Source organism: Janthinobacterium sp. 1L-D-8-B-C4 (assembly GCF_057291295.1).
In genome coordinates, this window is record NZ_JBXAVX010000022.1 from 1 (window position 1) to 17,161 (window position 17,161).

Sequence of the window (17,161 nt, forward strand, 5' to 3'; positions counted from 1 at the left end):
ATATTTTAAGTTTTACAGCGATCCGAAGATCACTGCTGCACTTCATCAAATGCCCACACTTATCGACTGTTAATTGTTAAAGAACTGTATTCGGTGCTACTTTCGCGCTATCGACAAAGCGTTGTGTTTGTCAGCTGCGAAGAAGGAAGAGTATGAAGCTTTTTCAGCATTTCGTCAACCTTCTTTTCTACTCTCGCTTTACTGTGCAACACGCTGTTTTGTGTGCATCGTTTTGCGAGGAGGCGAATCATATCAAAGGCCGTCGAAGTTTGGCAAGCGCTTTTCCAAAAATGCGTGCATGCCTTCTTTCTGCGCCGGCGTGCCGAACGCTGCCTGGAACAGCCGGCGCTCATAGGCGACGCCATCGGTCAGGGTGGTTTCAAATGCGCGGTTGACGCAATCCTTGATCATCATGGCAACCGAAGTCGGCATGGCGGCGATGGTTTTGGCGGCCGCCAGGGTTTCTTCCAGCAATTTATCGGCCGGCACCACGCGCGACACCAGCCCGATGCGCTCGGCTTCCTGCGCATCAATGGTACGCGCCGTCAGCAACAAATCCATGGCCTTGGCCTTGCCGATGGCGCGCGGCAAGCGCTGCGTGCCACCCGCGCCTGGCGTGACGCCGACCTTGATTTCCGGCTGGCCGAATTTGGCGCTGTCGGCGGCAATCAGAAAGTCGCACATCATGGCCAGCTCGCAGCCGCCGCCCAGGGCGTAGCCTGCGACCGCACCGACCACCGGCTTGCGCACGCGCAGGATATGCTCCCAGTTGCGGCTGATATAGCCTTGCGTAAACGTGTCCGGATAGGTGTAGTCCGCCATGGCGGCAATATCGGCGCCGGCCGCAAACGCTTTTTCGCTGCCGGTCAGCACGATGCAGCCAATATTCTCGTCAGCATCGAACTTGAGCAATGCGTCGCCCAACTCGTTCATCATGCGTTCGTTCAAGGCATTCAGCGCCTTCGGACGGTTCAGGCGTATCAGCGCGACTTTGTCCTGGATGTCGATGATCAGGTCTTCGTATTGCATGGGTGTCTCCTCGGGTGAACGGTGCTGACGATTGTAGCGGCTAATGGCAGCGTTACCACAGCCGCGCTGCTATTATTGTCAACCTTCTCACCCACCTTCCAGCGTGCCGTATTTTCTCCACTTTCTTCCAGTCCGCCATCGGCCGCCTGCGCGGTGACGGTTCCGCCGCCACCGTCGATTTCCGCCGCCTATGGTTCAGCAACGGCCTCAATTGCTTTGGTGCTCAGATCACCTCGCTGGCCCTGCCCCTGTGCGCGGTATTGCTGCTGCATGCGACGCCGGAACAGATGGGCATCCTGGTGGCCTTGCAGGCGCTGCCGTTCGCCCTGTTCGGCTTGCCCGTCGGCGTGCTGCTGGACCGGCGCAGCAAGCATCCGATCATGTTACTGAGCGAAAGCATGTCGGGCCTGGCGCTGGCCAGCGTGGCGCTCGCCTGGTGGTGCGGCGTGCTGTCGATGCCTTGGCTCTATATAGTGGGTTTCATCATCGGTACCGGTTTCGTCGTCGGTGGCGGCGCCGAGCAGGTGTTCCTGACTTTCCTGGTCGGGCGCGACGGCCTGATCGATGCGCAATCAAAATTTGCCGCCACGGAATCGGCGTCGCGCCTGATCGGCCCGGGCATGGCGGGCGTGCTGGTGCAAACCCTGTCGGCACCGGTCGCCATCCTGTGCACTGCCTGCGGCTATGTGGTTTCCGTATTCAACCTGCGCGCCATGAGCGTGCGCGATCCAAGGCCAAAGCCGTCCCTCAACCACCCCTTGCGCGATATCGCCGACGGCTTGCTGTTTGTCTGGCGCGAACCGCTGCTGCGCGCGCTGGCCTGGGGCGCCGGTATCTGGCACTTTTTGTTTTATGCCAGCATGGCCCTGACGGTGCTGTTCGCTACACACAACCTGGGCATGAGTCCCGGCGTGCTGGGCATGGCGCAAATGCTGGGTGGCGCCGGCGTGCTGGTCAGCGCGATTGTGGTCAAGCCGCTGACGCGCCGTTATGGCGCCGGCAGGGTGATCCTGATCGGCCTGGCGTCGACCTCGCTGTGCTTCGTTCTGACGCCGGCGATACCGGCCAACCTGTTAGGCAGCGCCACCGCCAGCGCGGCGGCGTATGCCGTGCTGATGTTCTTTTTCGACTGCGGCGTGATGCTGTTCTTTATTCCCTACCTGGGCTTGCGGCAGAAAGTCACGCCTGACGCCATGCTGGGACGCATGACCTCGACCATGCGCTTTTTGACGGTGGCGACGGCGCCGCTGGGCGCGCTGGCCGCCGGCTGGGTGGCCGAGCACTTTGGCGTGCGCAGCGGCATGGCCTGCATCGCGGCAGGCAGCATCGCGCTCACCATTGCGATGGTCTGGGGCACGCCGCTACGCAAGGTGCGCGGCTGAAGCAGGAAATCGATATAGCGTGTATAAGATTGCTTTGCCGACACTATTTAACACGAAGCCGGCCAGACTTGATTTACATCAAGGATTTCCCCCGGGTAAATCCATAAGCTGCAACTATTTCCAAGGAGCACATTATGTTCAAGACGATACTCTTCCCTACCGATGGCTCGCCTCTGTCCGACCAGGCCGCCGCTACCGCCATCGCTTTTGCCCAACTGAACCAGGCCAAGCTGGTCGCCGTCAGCGTGGTGCAGCCGTTTCCGTTTTCGCCGATGGCCGACGGCGGCATCGTGCTTGACGCCAGCCTGTACGAGCAGCAGATGAATGAGTCGGCGCAGCGCGCCATTGACAAGATCAGCCTGGCTGCGCGCGCCGCCAACGTGGCGTTCGAAGGCGTGGTCGCGCTGTCGCCCAGTCCGCATGAGGAAATCGTCAATACGGCGCAAGCCTACCAGTGCGACATCATCCTGATGGCCTCGCATGGCCGCAAGGGTCTCAACAAACTGTTCGTGGGCAGCGAAACACAAAAAGTGCTGGCGCATACCCACTTGCCAGTGATGGTCTTGCGTTAATTCAGCGACCCGGCGCAGGGGCTGCCGCCAGCTTCGGCAACAACACCCATACCATGCCGGTCTGCTTCATGCGGCCGGCGTTCTCGGCCGCTTCCGCGCCAAAGCCAAAGAAATAATCGACCCGGATCGGCCCGCGGATGGCGCCGCCCGTATCCTGCGCCATCACCAGGCGCTGCATCGGGATATCGCTGTTCGCTTGCGTGGTCGACAGGAACACGGGCGCACCCAGCGGCACATAGCGCGAATCGATGGCCACCGAGCGCTGCGGCGTCAGTGGCACGCCCAGCGCCCCTTTCGGCCCGACTTTCGGATCCGGCAGGCGCTCTTCCTTGAAGAAAACATAGCTGGGGTTGGCGTTGAACAGCTCATCCTTGCGGGTCGGGTGGCCGGCGATCCAGGCCTTGATGCCCTGCGCCGACGCCTGGCTCATGGTCAGCTCGCCCTTGTCGACCAGGTAGCGCCCGATCGACTGGTAAGGGTGGCCATTTTGATCCGCATAGGCCACGCGCACGGCTTCCTGGGTATCCGTCAGCTGCACCCTGCCGCTGCCCTGCACTTGCAGGAAAAACGCTTCGACCTCGTCGTCGACCCACATCAGCTCCTTGCCGGCAACCGAGGTAGCGCGCTCGATCTCGGCGCGCGTGGCGTAAGGCACCACTTTCTTGCCCACCAGCTTGCCGCGCAGACGCATGTTTTTCAGTTCCGGATACACGCTGGACAAATCGACCGTGACCAGGTCATCGGGCACCTTGTACAGCGGCGTCTGGTACGGCCCACCGCGTTTGCGCGCGCCATGCAGCAGCGGTTCGTAATAGCCTGTCACCAGGCCGGAACTGGCGCCGTCAGCGGCGACTATCTGGTTCGGCACGAAAAACGCTTCGAAGAACTGGCGGATTGCCTTGTCGCTGTCGGCATTGACCTGGCGCGCAATCGTGCAAGGCTCTTTCCAGTCGGGCCGCTTGACCAGCACGCCGCACGAGGCCATGAAGGCGGGCCAGGCCGCGCGCACGTCGTCGCGGCCCCAGCCGGGCAAGGCGGCAAAGCCGACCGGCACAAATGTGGGCGCCTGCGCGTCCTTGGCGTCAGGCGCGGCCGGCTTGGCCGGCACGGGATTGACCACCGATGGCGTAATGGCCGGCGGCTTGGCCGGCGCGGGCGTCGGCGGCGCCGTGGCGGTACAGGCGGATAAAGCCAGCGCGACGGCGGCGCTTGAAACGAGTAGACTGAAGCGTAAAGACATGGGAGCGTGTATGTGGATCTTGGTAATGGAAGCGATGGTGGCGTTTTTCCTGCTGGCGTTTATCGTCTGGTGGACCATGTACTCGGGCAGGAAGCCCGCGCCGCCGGCGCAGAAACAGGTAGGCGTCGACAAGGACGCCACCGAAAAACTGAAGTAACGCAGTTTAGTGCAGCGTGCGCGGCAGCGACAACACGAACTCGGGAATCTTTGCTTCAAACTGATGGCCGTCCTCGGCCACGCAGAAGTATTCACCGAGCATCGAGCCTTGCGGCGTTGCCAGCACGGTGCCGCTGGTGTATTCGAACTGCTCGCCCGGCTGCAGCAGCGGCTGGTGGCCGACAGCGCCCAGGCCGCGCACTTCTTCGACCTTGTTGTTGGCGTCGGTGATCACCCAGTGGCGCGAGATCAGCTGCGCGCCGGCCGTGCCCGTATTGACCACGCGGATGGTGTAACTGAACACATGGCGGCCCTGTTCGGGCGCCGACTGCTCGGGCAAATACTGTGTCTTGACCGTTACCGTAAATTCATAAGTCGCCATCGTCGTCCTTGTCTGGTTCATGAGGTGTCGCGCCACAGCCTCGCCGGCTGCCGCGCAAGAGGGTATTCTGTGTTTCAAAAGGCATGGCAGCGGCGTCGGGCGTAAAATAGCGCAACTTTGCATCTTCTACCCTCTGGCCCTACTACCATGACTACATTTCGCATCGCTCCCAGCATCCTGTCCGCCGACTTCGCCCGCCTGGGCGAGGAAGTGCGCAACGTCGTCACCGCCGGCGCCGACATCATTCACTTCGACGTGATGGATAACCATTATGTGCCGAACCTGACGATCGGGCCATTGGTGTGCGAAGCCATCCGCCCGCATGTGCAAGTGCCCATCGACGTGCACCTGATGGTCAAGCCTGTCGATCGCATTATCCCGGATTTCGCCAAAGCCGGTGCGAACATCATCACCTTCCACCCGGAAGCGTCGGAACACCTGGACCGCTCGCTGCAGCTGATCCGCGACAACGGCTGCAAGGCCGGCCTGGTATTCAACCCCGGCACGCCCCTGCACTACCTGGAACACGTGATGGACAAGATCGACATCATCCTGATCATGTCGGTCAATCCCGGCTTCGGCGGCCAGTCCTTCATTCCACAAGCGCTGAAGAAAATCGCCGAAGCGCGCCGCATGATCGATGAATCGGGCCGCGACATCATGCTCGAAGTCGACGGCGGCATCAAGATCGACAATATCGCCGCAGCCGCAGCCGCCGGCGCCGACACCTTTGTGGCCGGCTCGGCCATCTTCGGCAAGCCTGACTATAAAGCAGTGATCGACGCCATGCGCGTGGAATTGGCCAAGACCGTGGGCAACTGATGGTGACGCATCCAGTGCTGGCCGGCGTGCGCGCCGCGATTATCGACCTCGATGGCACGATGCTCGACACCGTGCCCGATTTCCATGTCGCCATCAACGGCATGCGCGCCGAATTCAAGCTGCCACCCATCCGCGCCGAGGCGATCTCGCTGATGATCGGCAAGGGCTCGGAAAACCTGATCCGCACGGTGCTGGCGCTCGACTTCGATGCGGCCGGCGTGCAACAGCGTTTCGAGCAAGCGATGGACGGCTACCAGCGCCACTATCTGGCCATCAATGGCCAGTACAGCACCCTGTATCCGGATGTGGAAGCAGGTCTGGCGGCGATGAAGGCGGCCGGCCTGCGCCTGGCCTGCGTCACCAACAAGCCGATCGCGTTTGCCCTGCCGCTGCTGAAACTGAAAAACCTCGATGGTTATTTCGAGATCGTCTATGGCGGCGACTCGCTGGCAAGGAAAAAACCGGACCCGCTGCCCTTGCTGCAGGTGTGTGCGGATTTCGACCTGGCGCCGGCCAAAGTGGTGGCCATCGGCGACTCGTCGAATGACGCGCAAGCGGCTCGCGCTGCGGGTTGCCCGGTGCTGACGGTACCCTATGGCTACAACCACGGACACTCTATACACGAGACCGACTCCGATGGTATAGTAAATACGCTACTCGACGCGGCGCAGCTGATACGCGCGCAAAACTGACCCTACACCACACTTATCGTGAACACGTTTCTCATCAAAAAACACAACGTCACCGAAACCGGCTCGATTGAGGCCTGGCTCTGGCGACGCTGGCAATCCTGGCAGGCCTGAGGCCAAGCCGTCACTGATTGCTGCCGCATGCACCACGCATGCGGCAGGTTTTTTGATAACTCACCGCAAGCTACGGTGTGCTCAACGCACACTGCACACTGTTATGCTGGCGGCATGGAGAGAAACATGACCGAACTCGAATTTAAATCGCTGGCCCAGCAAGGCTACAACCGCATCCCCCTGATCGCCGAAGCATTCGCCGACCTGGAAACCCCGCTCACCTTGTACCTGAAACTGGCGCAAACCCAGCAGGGCGGCAAGAACACCTTTCTGCTTGAATCGGTGGTTGGCGGCGAACGCTTTGGCCGCTTTTCGTTTATCGGCCTGCCCGCCACCACCGTGCTGCGCACCTTTGGCAGCCGCACCGAAATCGTCAAGAACGGCACAGTGATCGAAGAGCACGAAGGCAATCCGCTCGACTTCATCGAACAGTACCAGTCGCGTTTCAAGGTCGCGCTGCGCCCGGGCATGCCGCGTTTCTGCGGCGGCCTGGCCGGCTACTTCGGCTACGACACGGTGCGCCATATCGAGAAAAAACTCGCTGGCGGCGCGCCCAGGGATGATCTGGGCCTGCCCGATATCCAGCTGATGGTGACCGAAGAACTGGCCGTGATCGACAACCTGTCCGGCAAACTGTACTTGATCGTGTATGCCGACACCACCGCGCCCGAGTCGTTTTCCAAGGCGCGCCAGCGCCTGAAAGACCTGCGCATGATGCTGCGCCGCGGCATCGACGCACCGGTCACCAGCAGCTCGGTGCGCACCGAAACGATCCGCGATTTTTCCAAGGAAGACTACCTGAAGGCCGTCGCCAGGGCGCATGAATACGTGATGGCCGGCGACCTGATGCAGGTGCAGATCGGCCAGCGCATCCGCAAGCCCTATGTCGATTCGCCGTTGACCCTGTACCGCGCGCTGCGTTCGCTGAACCCGTCGCCGTATATGTACTTCTATAACTTCGGCGACATGCAGATCATCGGCGCCTCGCCCGAGATCCTGGTGCGCAATGAAAACACGCCGGACGGCGGCAAGAAAGTCACCCTGCGCCCGATCGCCGGCACCCGTCCGCGCGGCGCCACGCCGGAACGCGACGCGGAACTGTCCGCCGAACTGCTGGCCGACCCGAAAGAGATCGCCGAACACGTGATGCTGATCGACCTGGCGCGCAACGACATCGGCCGCATCGCCACCACCGGCAGCGTGCAGGTCACCGACCGCATGGTGATCGAAAAATACTCGCATGTGCAGCACATCGTCTCGAACGTCGAAGGCACTCTGAAAGATGGCTTGTCGAACCTCGACGTGCTGCGCGCCACCTTCCCGGCCGGCACCCTGACCGGCGCGCCGAAAGTGCGCGCCATGGAAGTGATCGACGAACTGGAAATCACCAAGCGCGGCATCTATGGCGGCGCCTGCGGCTACCTGTCGTTTGGCGGCGAAATGGACGTGGCGATCGCAATTCGCACCGGCGTGATCAAGGACGGCATGCTGTACGTGCAGGCGGCCGCCGGCATCGTGGCCGACTCGATTCCCGAAATGGAATGGCAGGAAACCGAAAACAAGGCACGCGCCGTATTGCGCGCCGCCGAACAGGTGCAAGATGGGCTGGACGGAGAATTCTGATTCCCGTCCCGGCCCCTGAAGCGGCCCGCACCGTGGCCACGCGCGCCTGAACCGACACCGACCAGGGGATAGCACGTGGCGTTGAGCGCAATGTTGAAACGCGACCTGCTGTGGTCATGGGCCGCCATCGCGGCCATGGTCGCGCTGCTGATCTGGCTGCTGCTGCAGCTGGGACGGCAAGGCGCCGACGCGCAGATCGTTGCGGCGCGCACCCGCGCTGCCGCCATCTGCCAGATCATGCGCGCCGGCAGCGGCAAGATGACACTCAATGACACCGGCGGCGCGATGGGCGAGGCGGTCGAACGCGCCGTGGTCGACATGGCCCTGCGCGAGGACGCCGGTTTTGAAGGCGGCCTGTGGACCATGGAACGCGGCGTGTTTGCCTATGCTTTCCCCACGTATGACGGCAGCGGCGTCAAGGACGATGCGCCGGCGGCCGAACTGCCGCGCATCGCCGCCGTGGCCAGGCGCACCCTGGCGGTGGGCGCCGGCGTCGACGAAGTGCGGCCAGGCCTGCGCGAAGCGGTGGTCTATACCGCCTGCCCACTATCGAAGAACCTGGCTGGGTGGACCATGACGCGCGTGGCCACCATTGCCGACAGCGCCCTCAATCACCTGATCCTGGCCGTCAGCCTGCTGCTCGGCTCACTGGTCATGGCCGGCGCCTGGTTTGCCTTTTTGCTGATGCGCTGGGGCCGCGAGGCGCAGCGCCTGTCCGAACTGCTGGTGGCCAGCGAACGCATGGCGGCCCTGGGCGGCCTGGCCGCCGGCCTGGCCCATGAAATCCGCAATCCCCTCGGCACCATCCGCATGAAGGCCGAAAACGCCCTGGCCGCGCCGCCGGCCAAGCGCCAGGAGCGCATGGAGGCCGCCTTGCAAACCACGCTGGGCCAGGTGCAGCGCCTGGAAACGCTGGTATCGAGCCTGCTGGCGCTGACGCAGTCGTTCCATCCCCGGCGCGAACCGGTGGCGCTGGCCGGCTGGCTGGAACAGTGCCGCCTGGCGCACGCCGAAGCGGCCGATGAAATGAAGGTGACGCTGACGCTCGATGTCGAAACAGGGCTTGACGAGGCCACGCGTGACATCGCCCTGTTCGACCCGGCACACATGCAGCGCGTGATCGACAACCTGCTGCTCAACGCGCTGGCGCATGCGCACGCCGGCGGCCATATCACACTGGGCGCGGCGCGTGGCGAGACCAGCCTGCGGCTGTCGGTCAGCGACGACGGCAGCGGCGTGCCGCCACCGCTGCGCGCCACGCTGTTCGATCCGCTCGTCACCGGCCGTGTCGGCGGCACGGGGCTGGGCCTGGCCGTGGTGCGCGAAGTGGTGCAGGCGCATGGCGGCAGCGTCGCGCTGGATCCAACCCACACTCAAGGAACCCGCATCGTGCTGGAGCTGCCATGGCCATGATACTGATCGTCGACGACGACACCGCTTTTCGCGACACCCTGGCCGAGGCGCTCTGCGACCTGGGCTACCAGGTCAGCCAGGCCGCCAGCTGCGAGGCCGGACTGCGGCGGCTTGAAGCGGGCGGCATCGACCTGGCGATTGTCGACCTGCGCCTGCCCGGCGACGACGGCCTGGCCTTCCTGCGCGCGGCGCCGGGCCTGGCGCCCGGCGTGCCGTGCATCATGCTGACCGCCTATGCGGTCGGCTCGAATACCATCGAGGCGATGCGCCTGGGCGCGTTCGACCATCTGACCAAACCGATCGGCCGCGAGACCCTGGCGCAGACCCTGGTGCGCGCGCTGCGCGCCAGCGAGAATGACAATGGCGAGACCGCTACCAAGGCCGATGCCAGCCAGGCCGGCGAACAGATGCTCAGCAACAGCGAAGTGATGCGCGCCATCTTCAAGCGCATCGGCCTGGTGGCCGACAGCGACAATTCGGTGTTGGTGCTGGGCGAAACCGGCACCGGCAAGGAACTGGTGGCGCAGGCGCTGCACGCCAACAGCGCCAGGCACGCCGGCCCTTTCGTCGCCGTCAACTGCGCGGCGATTCCGGCCGACCTGCTGGAAAGCGAATTGTTCGGCCATGTCAAAGGCGCGTTTTCCGGCGCCACGGCCGACCGCGCCGGGCGTTTTCGCGAAGCCGATGGCGGCACCCTGTTTCTCGATGAGATCGGCGACATGGCGTTGCCGACCCAGGCCAAGATCCTGCGCGTGCTGCAGGAACGGGAAGTGACCCCGCTCGGTGGACGCCATGCGCTGCCGGTCGACCTGCGCATCGTCGCCGCCACCCACCGCGACCTCGAGGCCGACGTAGCGGCCGGCGCATTTCGCGCCGATCTCTGGTACCGCCTGCAGGTGATCACCATCCATCTGCCGCCGCTGCGCGAACGCCCGGAAGATATCGACCTGCTGGCGGCGCACTTTTTGCAGCAGGGCGCCAGTGGTCGCGCCAAGCGCCTGTCTGGCGCCGCGCTGGCCGCGCTGCGGGCGCATGCATGGCCGGGCAATGTGCGCGAACTGCGCAACACCATGCAGCGCGCGATGGCGCTCAGCGAAGGCGAGCTGATCGAAGTGGGACACCTGGGCCTGAACGCCGCACGCACCCCACATCAGCAGACCGCCACCACCACCGCCAAAGCCAACGATATCGACTGGGACGGCCCGCTCGACGCCGCCGTGGCGCGCCTCGAAGTGGTGATGCTGTTGCGCGCGCTGGAAGCTTGCGCCGGTAACCGCAGCCAGGCCGCACGTCGGCTCGGCCTGTCGCGCCAGCAGCTGTACCGCAAGCTGGACCAGCACGGCCTGCAATAAGCTGCATGCCAGACGGACAGCTGTCCGCCACGGTGACAGCAGACTGTCACAAAGCCGGACACCACCCCTGTCAACAAGCACATCAGGCATGCAAAATAGCGGCCTGTGGCGCTGGCACACAATCTGCATAGTCATGGCTACCACCCTTTCAATCCGAACAAAGGAGTTAGCCATGACCGTACTCAAACCTTCCATGATGGTGCTTGCATTTGCCCTGTCGACCCTGTCCGCCAGCGCCTTCTCGGCGGCCGTGCCGGTGCGTCCCGTGACCCTGGCGCAAGCCGAGCCACCACCACCACCGGCAGACCGCGCGCTGCCGCCACCACCGGCGCCCGGTGCGGACATGCCTCCGCCGCCAAAACCGCCGGCGCGCAAGCCACGGGCACCACGCCCACCGGCACCGGGCACCGATACGCCACCACCACCGCCGCCAGCCCCACCGGCAGGTGAAGCACCACCGCCACCACCTCCGCCACCTGCCGGCAGCATCCAGCTGTAAGAGCGGGCTCGATGAAACTGCATGCAGCCATGCTGGCGGCGCTCCTTGCCTTGACGGGTGTCGCCTTCGCCCAGGCACCACCTGGCGCCGAGGGCGTGGTGGCGCGCTACCTGACCACGCCCTACGGCGAGGTCAATGGCCTGCGCCTGGACAATGGCACGCTGGCCCTGTTTGCGCCGCACCTGGCCCAGCGCTATTTCGAGTCGACCACGGTCGGCGACCAGGTGCAGCTAAGCGGGCATGGCGGCGCCGATGGCGTACTGCGCGCGACGAGCCTGGTCAATCTGACGACGCGCAAAACGGTGGCCGACATGCCGCCAGTGCCGCCATCACCACCCACCAACCGTCCACTGGCGGCGCTCGAACGCATCGAGGTAGTCGGCACCGTCGACCTGGTGCTGCGCGGACCGCGCGGCGAAGCCAATGCGGTGATCCTCGACCAGGGCGCGGTGGTGTATTTCCGCCCCGACCTGATCCGGATACCGCTGGCGCGCCAGCAGCCATTCGCGGCAATCGGCATCGGCACGCGCAGCAGCTGGGGCCCGGCGCTCGAAGCGGTGGCAGTAGGCGCCGACCTGGAACAGGCCCGCGCGGCGATACATGCACCACCACCCCTACCCTGAACCAACGCCCGGAGCGTACTACGCATGTCGACTGAAATTTTATTGTGGATGATTACCGGCCTGACCATGGCCGGCATCGTGCTGCGCCCGGGCGGCCTGCCGGAAGCCCTGTGGGCCAGCCTGGCGGTGGCGGCGCTGTTGCTGCTGCGCCTGATCGTGCCACACGATGTGCTGGTGGGCGCGGCGCGCGGCGTCGATGTGTATCTGTTTTTGGGCGGCATGATGCTGCTGGCCGAAATGGGCCGGCGCCATGGCGTCTTCGACTGGCTGGCGGCGCACGCCGCGCGCGCGGCCGGCGGCTCGGGCAGCCGTCTGTTCTTGCTGATTTACCTGGCCGGCACCCTGGTCACCGTGTTCCTGTCGAATGACGCCACCGCCGTGGTGCTCACGCCCGCCGTGTATGCGGTGGCGCGCGCGGTCGATGCGCCGCCGCTGCCCTACCTGCTGGTGTGCGCGTTTGTCGCCAATGCGGCCAGCTTCGTGCTGCCGGTATCGAATCCCGCCAACCTGGTGATGTTCGGCGCGCACATGCCCAGCCTGGGCAACTGGCTGATGCTGTTCTTGCTGCCGTCCTTGGGCGCCATCGTGGCCACTTACCTGGTGCTGCACCTGCGGCTGCGCGCCACCTTTGATGTTGCCATCCGTACCGACGTCGAGGTGCCGCGCCTGGCGCCGGCCGGGCGTTTGACCATCACCGCGCTGGCCGGCACGGCACTGCTGCTGGGCTGGACCTCGGCGCGCGGCATGGAGCTGGGCGCCGTCACGCTGGCCGCCGCCGCGCTGGCGATGCTGCTGACCTGCCTGGTCGCACGCAGCTCGCCGCTGGCGCTGCTGCGCGCCGTATCGTGGGATGTGCTGCTGATGGTGGCCGGCCTGTTCGTGCTGATCCAGGCGCTGCAGCAGCATGGCGTGGTGGCCATCCTGGCCAGCCAGCTGCACATGCTGCAGGCGCAGGCGCCGGCCATGGCCGACAGCGTGATCGGCGTGGTGCTGGCCTTCGCCTGCAATCTGTTCAACAACCTGCCGGCCGGCCTGCTTGGTGCCGCGACGCTGGACCATGTGGCGGCACCCGCCCCGCTGCGCGCGGCGGCCATGATCGGCATCGACCTGGGGCCGAACCTGTCGGTCAGCGGATCGCTGGCTACCCTGCTGTGGCTGACGACCCTCAAGCGCGAAGGCGTGCAGGTCGGCGCCTGGACCTTTTTGAAACTGGGTGCGCTGGTGATGCCGGCCAGCCTGCTGGCGGCCCTGCTGCTGCTGTGGGCGCAGTCATGAACGCGCCGGGCACGCTGGACCGGGCGGCATCCGTGCCCACGCCGCTGGGCGGCAAGCTGATGGCGCTGGCGGTGCTGAATTTCTTCCTGGCCGATTCGCGCGATGGCCTGGGGCCCTTCCTCGACGCCTATCTGACCACGCAGGGCTGGCGGCCGATGGACCTGGGCCTGCTGGCCACCATCGGCGGCGTGCTGGGACTGGCCGCCGGCATGCCGGCCGGCGCGCTGGCCGACCGCAGCCGCCACAAGCGATTGATGATCATCGCGCCCGTCACATTGATCACGGTAATGAGCATGCTGTGTATCGCCTTTCCCGGGCGCGCCGTGGTGTTCTCGACGCAGACCCTGGCCGCGCTGGCCGGCGTGCTGATCATGCCGGCATTGTCCGGCATCACCCTGGGCCTGGTGGGACCAAAGCGTTTCGGCGAACAGCTGGGCAGGAACGAAGCGTACAACCATGGCGGCAATATGGTGCTGCTGGGCGCCACCTGGGGCGCCAGCGCCTGGTTCGGCCTGCCAGGCGTGGCCGCGCTGATGGTCGCCACCACCATCGCCACGGTGGCGGCCACGCTGGCCATCGATCCCCACGCCATCGACCATGTAGCGGCGCGCGGCGGCGAGCGCGGTGAACATCTCCCGGCCTCGACCTGGCGCGTGCTGGTCCACAATCGCCCGCTGCTGCTATTGAGCGTGGCCTTGCTGCTGTTTCACTTCGGCAACGCCCCGCTGGCGCGTTTGATCTCGCAGCAGTTTGCCCTGCAAATGCAGCGTCCTTTCGAGACCACGGCGATCATCACCATGGTCTCGCAGACGGCGGCACTGGCGGCGGCCGTGGCCGCGCCCTTCATCATCCGCCGCGACCGGGTACGCATGGCGGCGGTGCTGGCCATGCTGACCCTGCCCCTGCGCGGCGTGATCGCCTGGGCGTTTTCAAGCTTCGGCATGATCTATCCGGTGCAGCTGCTCGATGGCCTGGGCGTGGGCCTGCTCGGTATTCTGACGCCGTTCCTGGTCGAGCGCCTGACGCGCGGCAGCGGTCACTTCAACCTGGCGCTGGCGGCGGTAATGGTGGTGCAAGGCGTGGGCGCGGCATCGAGCAATATGGTGGCCGGCTACCTGGTCACGCACTATGGCTACAGCGTCACCTACCTGCTGCACGGCGCGATGGCGCTGGTGGCGCTGGCCGCCCTGCTGCCGGCGCTGCGCCCGGCCCGGCCAGATGCGCCCCGATAAAAATCGCTTGCGCACCCGCACTGCATGGCCGGATATTGGTGTAATATTAGGCCATGCAACAATTCTCCATCCGCTTCCTGTCCTTCCCTTGCTGGTGCTGGCGTCAAGCCTGACCACAACTCCCCCTATCGCTCGTGCAAACTGCGCGGGCAGCAAAAACAAACTGTGTCACAACGCTGCCGAACTGGAAAGTTTGCGGCCGTGCGCGGAAAACCAGTCACCAATTCAACCAGGTTAGGCACCCAACATGCTGCTGATGATCGACAACTACGACTCCTTCACCTACAACATCGTGCAGTATTTCGGCGAACTCGGCGAGGATGTGCGCGTGTATCGCAACGACGAAATCACGATCGAACAGATCGAAGCGCTGAACCCGGACCGCATCTGCATTTCGCCCGGCCCGAAAGCGCCCGCGCAGGCAGGCATTTCGGTGGCGGTGCTGAAACACTTCGCCGGCAAGAAGCCGATCCTCGGCGTGTGCCTGGGCCACCAGGCCATCGGTGAAGCGTTCGGCGGCAAAGTGATTCGCGCCAAGCAGGTCATGCATGGCAAAACTTCTGTTATCGCCCATACCGGCGTGGGCGTGTTCAAGGATATCCCCAGCCCCTTCACCGTGATCCGCTACCACTCGCTGGCAATCGAACGCGCCTCGCTGCCGGCCTGCCTGGAAGTGACGTCGTGGACGGACGATGGTGAAATCATGGGCGTGCGCCACCGGCAATTCGATATCGAGGGCGTGCAGTTCCACCCCGAATCGATCCTGTCGGAGCACGGCCACGCCCTGCTGAAGAATTTTCTCGAGCGCTGATTTGTTCTCGCACGCGCCAGCGTGCCCTCAGTGTCCTCCTGCGCCATCATTGACGAAAGAAGCATCATGCCGATCACCCCACAAGAAGCCCTGCTGCGCTGTATCGAACACCGCGAAATCTTTCACGACGAAATGCTGTACCTGTTCCGCCAGATCATGTCCGGCGAAATGTCGCCGACCATGATCGCGGCCCTGACCATGGGCCTGCGCGTGAAAAAGGAAACCATCGGTGAAATCGCCGCCGCCGCGCAAGTGATGCGCGAGTTTTCCACCAAGGTGCCGATGGCCGACACCACCAACCTGCTCGACATCGTCGGCACCGGCGGCGACGGCGCGCACACCTTCAATATTTCCACCGCCTCGATGTTCGTGGCCGCCGCCGCCGGCGCGCGCGTGGCCAAGCATGGCGGGCGCAGTGTCTCATCGTCCTCGGGCAGCGCCGACGTGCTGGACTCGCTGGGCGTCAACATCAACCTGCAGCCCGAGCAGATCGCCCAGTCGATCGCGCAAACCGGCATCGGCTTCATGTACGCACCGAACCACCACGCCGCAATGAAGCATGCGGCGCCGGTGCGCCGTGAACTCGGCGTGCGCACGATTTTCAATATCCTCGGCCCGCTGACCAATCCGGCCGGCGCGCCAAACATTTTAATGGGCGTATTCCACGCCGACCTGGTCGGCATCCAGGTACGCGTGCTGCAGCGCCTTGGCGCGCAGCACGCCATCGTCGTCTATGGCCGCGACAATATGGATGAAGTGTCGCTCGGCGCCTCTACCCTTGTCGGTGAACTGGTCAACGGCGAAATCCGCGAATACGAAATCCACCCGGAAGACTTCGGCCTGCAGATGATCGCCAGCCGCAACCTGAAGGTGGCCGATTCGATCGAGTCGAAAGCGAAGATGATGGAAGCGCTGCGCGGCGAGCCGGGCGCCGCCTCCGACATCGTGGCCCTGAATGCGGGCACGGCGCTGTACGCGGCCGGCGTGGCCAGCTCGATCGAAGACGGACTGGCGCGTGCGCGCACGGCCGTCAGCTCGGGCGCAGCGCTGGCAAAGCTCGATCAATTCGTGCAAGTGACGCAGCAGCTGGGCCAGCCGGCCCAAGCGTAGTTCCCACCGCAACCTTTTATAAAGCAGCGACCACCATGTCCGATATTCTCAATAAAATCCTGGCCGTGAAAGCCGATGAAGTGGCCACGGCCAAGGCCCACCGCAGCCTGGCCAGCCTGCGCAACGACGTGGAGAACGACCATGACCTGCGTGCGGATTTGCGTGGCTTCGAAGCGAGCCTGCGCCAGCATATCGCCGATGGCAAGCCCGGCATCATCGCCGAAGTAAAAAAAGCCTCTCCGTCGAAAGGCGTGATCCGTGCCGACTTCCGCCCGTCCGATATCGCCGCCAGCTACGCGCAACACGGCGCGGCCTGCCTGTCGGTGCTGACCGACGTGCAATTCTTCCAGGGCTCGGTCGAGTACCTGCAGCAGGCGCGCGCATCCTGTGCCATTCCTGTGCTGCGCAAGGACTTCATGGTCGACATGTACCAGATCTATGAAGCGCGCGCGATGGGCGCCGACTGCATCCTGCTGATCGTCGCCGCGCTCGATCATGGCCTGATGGCCGAGATGGAAGCGTGCGCCCACGAACTGGGCATGGGTGTGCTGATCGAAAGCCACGACGGCGCAGAACTCGATGCGGCGCTGAAACTCAAGAGCGCGCTGATCGGCATCAACAACCGCAACCTGCGTACCTTTGAAACCTCGCTCGACACCACCATCGGCCTGCTGCCGCGCATTCCTCAGGAAAAACTGATCATCACCGAGTCCGGCATCCTTGGCACTGCCGATGTGCAGCGCATGCGCGCTGCCAATGTGCACAGCTTCCTGGTGGGCGAAGCGTTCATGCGCGCGCCGGACCCTGGCGTGGAACTGGCGCGTTTGTTCAGCTAGG

The 17,161-nt window shown here is 64.3% G+C and carries 18 protein-coding genes; 15 read left to right on the forward strand and 3 right to left on the reverse strand.

Annotated elements, in window-relative coordinates; genetic code table 11:
- Positions 1–252: 252 nt before the first annotated feature.
- The gene (locus AC0Z42_RS27550; RefSeq protein WP_485471257.1) at positions 253–1,029 is read right to left on the reverse strand and encodes an enoyl-CoA hydratase; all 777 of its coding nucleotides are present in this window, start codon (positions 1,027–1,029) and stop codon (positions 253–255) included.
- A gap of 146 nt (positions 1,030–1,175) precedes the next feature.
- Between AC0Z42_RS27550 and AC0Z42_RS27555 the strand changes: the two genes are divergently transcribed.
- Both AC0Z42_RS27555 and AC0Z42_RS27560 read left to right on the forward strand, forming a co-directional pair.
- Positions 1,176–2,411, forward strand: a complete 1,236-nt coding sequence (locus tag AC0Z42_RS27555; protein WP_485471337.1) for an MFS transporter — start codon at positions 1,176–1,178, stop codon at positions 2,409–2,411.
- A gap of 134 nt (positions 2,412–2,545) precedes the next feature.
- Positions 2,546–2,983: a universal stress protein gene (locus tag AC0Z42_RS27560; protein ID WP_485471258.1), complete on the forward strand. Its 438-nt coding sequence runs from the start codon at positions 2,546–2,548 to the stop codon at positions 2,981–2,983.
- 1 nt (position 2,984) lies between these two features.
- Here AC0Z42_RS27560 and mltA read toward each other — a convergent pair whose 3' ends face one another.
- On the reverse strand, positions 2,985–4,223 hold the full coding sequence (gene mltA, locus AC0Z42_RS27565) for a murein transglycosylase A (RefSeq protein ID WP_485471259.1): 1,239 nt from the start codon (positions 4,221–4,223) through the stop codon (positions 2,985–2,987).
- 10 nt (positions 4,224–4,233) lie between these two features.
- On the opposite strand from mltA, the gene AC0Z42_RS27570 reads away from it, so the two are divergent.
- Positions 4,234–4,380, forward strand: coding sequence for a hypothetical protein (locus AC0Z42_RS27570; RefSeq protein WP_485471260.1), 147 nt, complete (start codon positions 4,234–4,236; stop codon positions 4,378–4,380).
- Between the two features lie 6 nt (positions 4,381–4,386).
- On the opposite strand, the gene apaG is transcribed toward AC0Z42_RS27570, so the two are convergent.
- A complete protein-coding gene (apaG, locus tag AC0Z42_RS27575; RefSeq protein WP_485471338.1) occupies positions 4,387–4,761 on the reverse strand; it encodes a Co2+/Mg2+ efflux protein ApaG in 375 nt (124 codons plus the stop codon).
- A 147-nt stretch (positions 4,762–4,908) separates the two neighbouring features.
- Here apaG and rpe point away from each other — a divergent pair, with 147 nt between their 5' ends.
- From rpe to trpC, 12 genes are all read left to right on the forward strand, one after another.
- Entirely contained in the window at positions 4,909–5,583 is a 675-nt protein-coding gene (gene rpe, locus AC0Z42_RS27580) for a ribulose-phosphate 3-epimerase (protein ID WP_485471261.1), read from the forward strand.
- Entirely contained in the window at positions 5,583–6,275 is a 693-nt protein-coding gene (locus AC0Z42_RS27585) for a phosphoglycolate phosphatase (RefSeq protein WP_485471262.1), read from the forward strand. Before rpe ends, AC0Z42_RS27585 begins: the two co-directional genes overlap by 1 nt.
- 237 nt (positions 6,276–6,512) lie before the next feature.
- Complete coding sequence (gene trpE, locus AC0Z42_RS27590) at positions 6,513–8,009, forward strand: anthranilate synthase component I (RefSeq protein ID WP_485471263.1); 1,497 nt, start codon at positions 6,513–6,515, stop codon at positions 8,007–8,009.
- Between the two features lie 90 nt (positions 8,010–8,099).
- Positions 8,100–9,422, forward strand: coding sequence for a sensor histidine kinase (locus tag AC0Z42_RS27595; protein WP_485471264.1), 1,323 nt, complete (start codon positions 8,100–8,102; stop codon positions 9,420–9,422).
- Positions 9,413–10,774, forward strand: a complete 1,362-nt coding sequence (locus AC0Z42_RS27600; RefSeq protein ID WP_485471265.1) for a sigma-54-dependent transcriptional regulator — start codon at positions 9,413–9,415, stop codon at positions 10,772–10,774. The genes AC0Z42_RS27595 and AC0Z42_RS27600 overlap by 10 nt, the downstream gene beginning before the upstream one ends.
- Positions 10,775–10,946: 172 nt before the next feature.
- Positions 10,947–11,273 (forward strand): hypothetical protein, encoded by a 327-nt coding sequence (locus AC0Z42_RS27605; protein ID WP_485471266.1) that lies wholly within the window; start codon positions 10,947–10,949, stop codon positions 11,271–11,273.
- Between the two features lie 11 nt (positions 11,274–11,284).
- The gene (locus AC0Z42_RS27610; RefSeq protein WP_485471267.1) at positions 11,285–11,896 is read left to right on the forward strand and encodes a hypothetical protein; all 612 of its coding nucleotides are present in this window, start codon (positions 11,285–11,287) and stop codon (positions 11,894–11,896) included.
- Between the two features lie 24 nt (positions 11,897–11,920).
- The gene (locus AC0Z42_RS27615; RefSeq protein WP_485471268.1) at positions 11,921–13,171 is read left to right on the forward strand and encodes an SLC13 family permease; all 1,251 of its coding nucleotides are present in this window, start codon (positions 11,921–11,923) and stop codon (positions 13,169–13,171) included.
- A complete protein-coding gene (locus AC0Z42_RS27620; protein ID WP_485471269.1) occupies positions 13,168–14,403 on the forward strand; it encodes an MFS transporter in 1,236 nt (411 codons plus the stop codon). The genes AC0Z42_RS27615 and AC0Z42_RS27620 overlap by 4 nt, the downstream gene beginning before the upstream one ends.
- Positions 14,404–14,650: 247 nt before the next feature.
- Entirely contained in the window at positions 14,651–15,214 is a 564-nt protein-coding gene (locus AC0Z42_RS27625) for an aminodeoxychorismate/anthranilate synthase component II (RefSeq protein WP_485471270.1), read from the forward strand.
- A gap of 66 nt (positions 15,215–15,280) precedes the next feature.
- On the forward strand, positions 15,281–16,324 hold the full coding sequence (gene trpD / locus AC0Z42_RS27630) for an anthranilate phosphoribosyltransferase (RefSeq protein WP_485471271.1): 1,044 nt from the start codon (positions 15,281–15,283) through the stop codon (positions 16,322–16,324).
- Between the two features lie 35 nt (positions 16,325–16,359).
- Complete coding sequence (gene trpC, locus AC0Z42_RS27635) at positions 16,360–17,160, forward strand: indole-3-glycerol phosphate synthase TrpC (RefSeq protein ID WP_485471272.1); 801 nt, start codon at positions 16,360–16,362, stop codon at positions 17,158–17,160.
- Position 17,161: the final 1 nt, after the last annotated feature.

Excerpts from the sequence above, each read along its gene's own strand:
- AC0Z42_RS27550 (WP_485471257.1), bottom strand. The coding sequence starts at position 1,029 with ATGCAATACGAAGACCTGATCATCGACATCCAGGACAAAGTCGCGCTG.
- AC0Z42_RS27560 (WP_485471258.1), top strand. The coding sequence starts at position 2,546 with ATGTTCAAGACGATACTCTTCCCTACCGATGGCTCGCCTCTGTCCGAC.
- mltA (WP_485471259.1), bottom strand. The coding sequence starts at position 4,223 with ATGTCTTTACGCTTCAGTCTACTCGTTTCAAGCGCCGCCGTCGCGCTG.
- AC0Z42_RS27570 (WP_485471260.1), top strand. The coding sequence starts at position 4,234 with ATGTGGATCTTGGTAATGGAAGCGATGGTGGCGTTTTTCCTGCTGGCG.
- apaG (WP_485471338.1), bottom strand. The coding sequence starts at position 4,761 with ATGGCGACTTATGAATTTACGGTAACGGTCAAGACACAGTATTTGCCC.
- rpe (WP_485471261.1), top strand. The coding sequence starts at position 4,909 with ATGACTACATTTCGCATCGCTCCCAGCATCCTGTCCGCCGACTTCGCC.
- AC0Z42_RS27585 (WP_485471262.1), top strand. The coding sequence starts at position 5,583 with ATGGTGACGCATCCAGTGCTGGCCGGCGTGCGCGCCGCGATTATCGAC.
- trpE (WP_485471263.1), top strand. The coding sequence starts at position 6,513 with ATGACCGAACTCGAATTTAAATCGCTGGCCCAGCAAGGCTACAACCGC.
- AC0Z42_RS27595 (WP_485471264.1), top strand. The coding sequence starts at position 8,100 with ATGTTGAAACGCGACCTGCTGTGGTCATGGGCCGCCATCGCGGCCATG.
- AC0Z42_RS27600 (WP_485471265.1), top strand. The coding sequence starts at position 9,413 with ATGGCCATGATACTGATCGTCGACGACGACACCGCTTTTCGCGACACC.
- AC0Z42_RS27605 (WP_485471266.1), top strand. The coding sequence starts at position 10,947 with ATGACCGTACTCAAACCTTCCATGATGGTGCTTGCATTTGCCCTGTCG.
- AC0Z42_RS27610 (WP_485471267.1), top strand. The coding sequence starts at position 11,285 with ATGAAACTGCATGCAGCCATGCTGGCGGCGCTCCTTGCCTTGACGGGT.
- AC0Z42_RS27615 (WP_485471268.1), top strand. The coding sequence starts at position 11,921 with ATGTCGACTGAAATTTTATTGTGGATGATTACCGGCCTGACCATGGCC.
- AC0Z42_RS27620 (WP_485471269.1), top strand. The coding sequence starts at position 13,168 with ATGAACGCGCCGGGCACGCTGGACCGGGCGGCATCCGTGCCCACGCCG.
- AC0Z42_RS27625 (WP_485471270.1), top strand. The coding sequence starts at position 14,651 with ATGCTGCTGATGATCGACAACTACGACTCCTTCACCTACAACATCGTG.
- trpD (WP_485471271.1), top strand. The coding sequence starts at position 15,281 with ATGCCGATCACCCCACAAGAAGCCCTGCTGCGCTGTATCGAACACCGC.
- trpC (WP_485471272.1), top strand. The coding sequence starts at position 16,360 with ATGTCCGATATTCTCAATAAAATCCTGGCCGTGAAAGCCGATGAAGTG.